At 73.9% G+C, this 3,608-nt stretch carries 5 protein-coding genes; all 5 read right to left on the reverse strand.

Annotated features, from left to right (window positions below):
- Window positions 1–58: 58 nt before the first annotated feature.
- From DKT69_RS08010 to DKT69_RS08030, 5 genes are read right to left on the reverse strand one after another with little or no spacing between them, the layout of a single operon-like run.
- Window positions 59–541, reverse strand: a complete 483-nt coding sequence (locus DKT69_RS08010; protein ID WP_109800943.1) for a phage tail protein — start codon at window positions 539–541, stop codon at window positions 59–61.
- Between the two features lies 1 nt (window position 542).
- A complete protein-coding gene (locus DKT69_RS08015; RefSeq protein ID WP_109800944.1) occupies window positions 543–1,793 on the reverse strand; it encodes a phage tail sheath family protein in 1,251 nt (416 codons plus the stop codon).
- 35 nt (window positions 1,794–1,828) lie between these two features.
- Window positions 1,829–2,512 (reverse strand): carboxypeptidase-like regulatory domain-containing protein, encoded by a 684-nt coding sequence (locus DKT69_RS08020; RefSeq protein WP_109800945.1) that lies wholly within the window; start codon window positions 2,510–2,512, stop codon window positions 1,829–1,831.
- Window positions 2,509–3,117, reverse strand: a complete 609-nt coding sequence (locus tag DKT69_RS08025) for a glycine zipper family protein (RefSeq protein WP_109800946.1) — start codon at window positions 3,115–3,117, stop codon at window positions 2,509–2,511. The genes DKT69_RS08020 and DKT69_RS08025 overlap by 4 nt, the downstream gene beginning before the upstream one ends.
- Before the next feature lie 14 nt (window positions 3,118–3,131).
- Window positions 3,132–3,476, reverse strand: a complete 345-nt coding sequence (locus DKT69_RS08030; RefSeq protein WP_109800947.1) for a hypothetical protein — start codon at window positions 3,474–3,476, stop codon at window positions 3,132–3,134.
- Window positions 3,477–3,608 lie beyond the last annotated feature (132 nt).

Below are 3,608 nucleotides of genomic sequence, written 5' to 3' on the forward strand. Positions count from 1 at the left end.
GCGTTCGACCGCGCCGGCCAGCCGGTCGGCGGCCGTACGCAGGGCCCGGGCCAGCCGGTCACGCGGTGGTCGGGGCGGCCGCACTGCCGGACTCCAGTTCCAGCCCTTCGTACGCCAGCGTCAGCGCCTCGATGGCGATCTCCTGGGCGAGGGTGTTCAGGTGGGCGCCCCGCCACCGGGTCGGCCAAGCGTTGATCATGTTCCAGCGCAGCACCTCGCTGGTGCCGGCCGGGTCCAGCAGCACCACGGAGACGTTGCGCCGGCTCACCGTGCCCTTGGCCGCCGCGTTCACCCAGTCCCACAGCTCCCGGGACGAGGTGAGGCCGAAGTGGAGGGTCACCGGCGCGTAGTCGACCTGGCCGGGGACCGCCCGGACCCGGTCGTTGCCCGCCTCCCGGTACGCCAGCCGGCCGATCGTCACCTCAAGCCCGCTGACCTCGGTGAAGTGCCCGTTGGTGATGCCGTTGATGAGCAGCTTGAAGTTGTACGCCCGGTACGGGTCGACGGGGGCGCCCGGTTGCGGGGTGGCCGTGGTCGGCATGTCAGCCTCCGATCGTCTCGGTCTCGGTGCCGCCGGCCCACTGGCTCAGCTTGAACACCACGAACTCCGCGGGCTTGACCACCGCGATGCCGATGTGGGCGACCACCATGCCGGCGTCGCGGACGTCGGCCGGGTTGGTCTCCTCGTCGCACTTGACGAAGAACGCCTCCTCCGGCGTGCGGCCGAGCAGCGCGCCGTCGCGCCAGACCCGGGTGAGGAACGCCCCGATGTCCCGCCGGATGGACCGCCAGAGCGAGTAGTCGTTGGGCTCGAAGACCATCCACCGGGTGCCGTTGGCGATGGCCTGCTCGATGGCGATGGAGAGCCGGCGTACGTTCAGGTAGCGCCACTCGCTGGCCTCGGCGGCGAGCGTACGGGCGCCCCAGAGGCGGATGCCCTCGCCGGCGAAGTAGCGGATCACGTTGACGCCCTTGGGGTTGAGCACGTCGTGCTCGGGGCGGGTGACCAGGTGCCCGAGGTCGACGGCGCCGCGGACCGGCTCGTTGGCGGGCGCCTTGTGCACGCCGCGCAGGGCGTCGGTGCGGGCCCAGATGCCGGCGACGTGCCCGCTCGGCGGGGTGAGCATCAGGTCGCCGCTGAGCGGGTCACGGACCCGGATCCACGGGAAGTAGCAGGTGCCGAAGTCCGACTGCCGGGGCCGGTACGCGGCCGCCGGCCCGTCCGGCTCGGCGTCGTCGTCGGCCGGCTTCGGCGTACCGTCGGCGGGTTTGCCGTCGGGTTTGCCGGCGGGCTTCGCCGGGCCGGGGGTGGCGACGCGGGTCAGCGCGGAGATGTCGTCGATGTCCGGGGCCGGGTCGCAGATGGCCACCATGGTGCGCAGCCGCTCGGCCATGCTGAGCAGCGCCTCGTGCGATACCGGGTCGTGGAAGCCGGGCGCGGCGAGGATGGAGATCTCGTCGACCGCCTCGAGCAGTTGCAGCCCGCCGCGGCGGCCGCCGGTGCCGGTGAGCTGGCCGCCCTCGCCGACGTTGACCACCCAGCAGCGGGTGCCGCCGTTGTCCAGGAAGCCGAAGACCGCCCGGGCCAGCGGGGTGCTCTCCGGGTGCTCGCCGTCGGCGTAGAGCCGCAGGAACTCCGACCAGGAGTTGACGGCCACCGCGCGGTCGACGTGCGCGGTGCGGTCCGGGGCGACGCCGACGAAGGCGGCGGTGCTGGTGCCGACCGGTCCGATCGGGCGGGCGCCGCTGGGGACCTCCTCGACGTAGATGCCGGGGGAGAAGTAGGTGGGCATCGGTCCTCCTGTGCGGGTGCGGTCGGCGGGTCGGCTCAGTCGGCCGGCGGCGCGCAGACGATGACGAGGTCGGGGTCGGCCGGGTCGAGTTCGGCGGTGTGGGTGCGGCCCCGGCCGACCAGGCGGACCCGGACCGGCCGGTCCGGCTCGTCGGGGTCGTGCGGGAGGCCGACCAGCCGGAACCGGCCGGCGGTGTCGGTGTGCGTGGTGTACGGGGTGCCGACGACCTCGACCCGCATCGCGGCGAGGGGCTGCTGCTCGGGCCCGACCACCCGACCGTCGAGGGTGCGCATCTCCAGTTGCCGCAGCCGCAGCGGCCGCAGCACGGGCGGCGCGGGCGGCACCGGGCGGGCGATCTGCGCGGGCACGTCGACCAGCAGCGCCGGTCGCGGCGCGACGCCGAAGGCCCGCCACAACGCCGGGTCGCCGGCGGTCAGCGTCACCTCCGGCTCGCCGGCCGCCGCCGCGGCGGCGAGCACCCGGTCCAGTCGGGGCAGCGCGGCCGGTCCGGTGGCGCAGACCAGCAGCCGGACCACGAACCGGTACGGTTCGCGGGCCCCGCTGCCCCGGGTCTGCCGGGCCGGCCGCAGCTCCAGCGGCCAGACGGTGAGCCCGCCGTCCGCGTCGTCGCGGGGCGGGCCGACCGGGACGGGGTCGCCCGCCGCCCCGGTCAGCCAGGCCGCGAGCTCCGCGACGGCCGTCTCGATCGCTCCGGTCATCGCGGCGGGGTCCCCTGGATCCGGTACGCGATGGCCTCGTTCCAGACATGCGGGTAGACGCCGATCTCGAAGTAGCGGGTGAAGCGGTTGATCGGCGCGTTGGTGTGGTCGTGCCAGAGCAGCCAGACCGGGGCGATGGTGAACAGCGCGTAGTTCAGCATGACCAGCGGCAGGTAGAGCGGGCCGAGCAGCCGGGCCTGGAGGATGTGCACGTCCTCGTGGCGTTGGATGCCGGGGCTGGACCCGGCGCAGACTGTGCCGATGGTGGTGGCGTACCGGGGCGACACCCCCTCGACCAGGTTGACCCGGCCGCTGGCCGGCGAGACCACCCGGTCGAGCTGGTGCCCGAAGACCAGGTGCGCGGCGAGGTAGATCGCCCCGACGGCGGTGTTGAGCAGGCTCCAGGTGTGGTCGACGACGAAGAGGAGGATCCCCTTCGCGTCCGGGCCGTACGTGCCGGCGGAGCTGATCGCCCAGCCGAAGGGCGCGCCGACGAGCAGTCCGACGACGGCGCCGATCACCAGGCCGAGGGTGCCGCCGGCCCACTGGCCGAACAGGGCGCCGAGGACGATGTGGACCGCGGCGCTGACGATGCCGAAGACCATGGGGTCACCTTCTTTCAGACCCACGAGCGGACGTAGCGGGGCTCGCGTCCCTGCGCGAGCTGGGTTGGCGACGCGTTCGTCGCCTGCCGGTTGCCGGGGGGCAGCTGGTTGATGCCGAGCGCGGCGGAGAAGATGACCAGCCCGTTGAAGAACGCGATGATCCACTTCTCGGAGCCGGCGTCGGTGGCGAAGGCCGCGGTGAGGTAGGAGAGCGCGAGGGCGATAGCAAGCGCGATCCACTTGCGGGCCTTGTCGCCGCTCGGGCCGAGCAGGCCACCGATGACGTTGGCGGCCAGCAGCGTGGCGGCGCTGGCGCCGGTGAGGCTGCCCAGGGCGGCCCAGGTGAAGAGATCGTTCACGGCGATCTCCCTTCGGACGGTGCGGTGGTGCGGGCGGGGTGGTGGGTGAGGTGCGGCGGCCGGCCGCTGCGGGCGCCGGCCGCCCGGGTGACGCGGTGGGTCAGACCGGCCCCGGCTGGTCGGCCTGAGCCG

The sequence above is a fragment of the Micromonospora sicca genome, assembly GCF_003172935.1.
Lineage (GTDB): Bacteria > Actinomycetota > Actinomycetes > Mycobacteriales > Micromonosporaceae > Micromonospora > Micromonospora sicca.

Excerpts from the sequence above, each read along its gene's own strand:
- DKT69_RS08010 (WP_109800943.1), bottom strand. The coding sequence starts at position 541 with ATGCCGACCACGGCCACCCCGCAACCGGGCGCCCCCGTCGACCCGTAC.
- DKT69_RS08015 (WP_109800944.1), bottom strand. The coding sequence starts at position 1,793 with ATGCCCACCTACTTCTCCCCCGGCATCTACGTCGAGGAGGTCCCCAGC.
- DKT69_RS08020 (WP_109800945.1), bottom strand. The coding sequence starts at position 2,512 with ATGACCGGAGCGATCGAGACGGCCGTCGCGGAGCTCGCGGCCTGGCTG.
- DKT69_RS08025 (WP_109800946.1), bottom strand. The coding sequence starts at position 3,117 with ATGGTCTTCGGCATCGTCAGCGCCGCGGTCCACATCGTCCTCGGCGCC.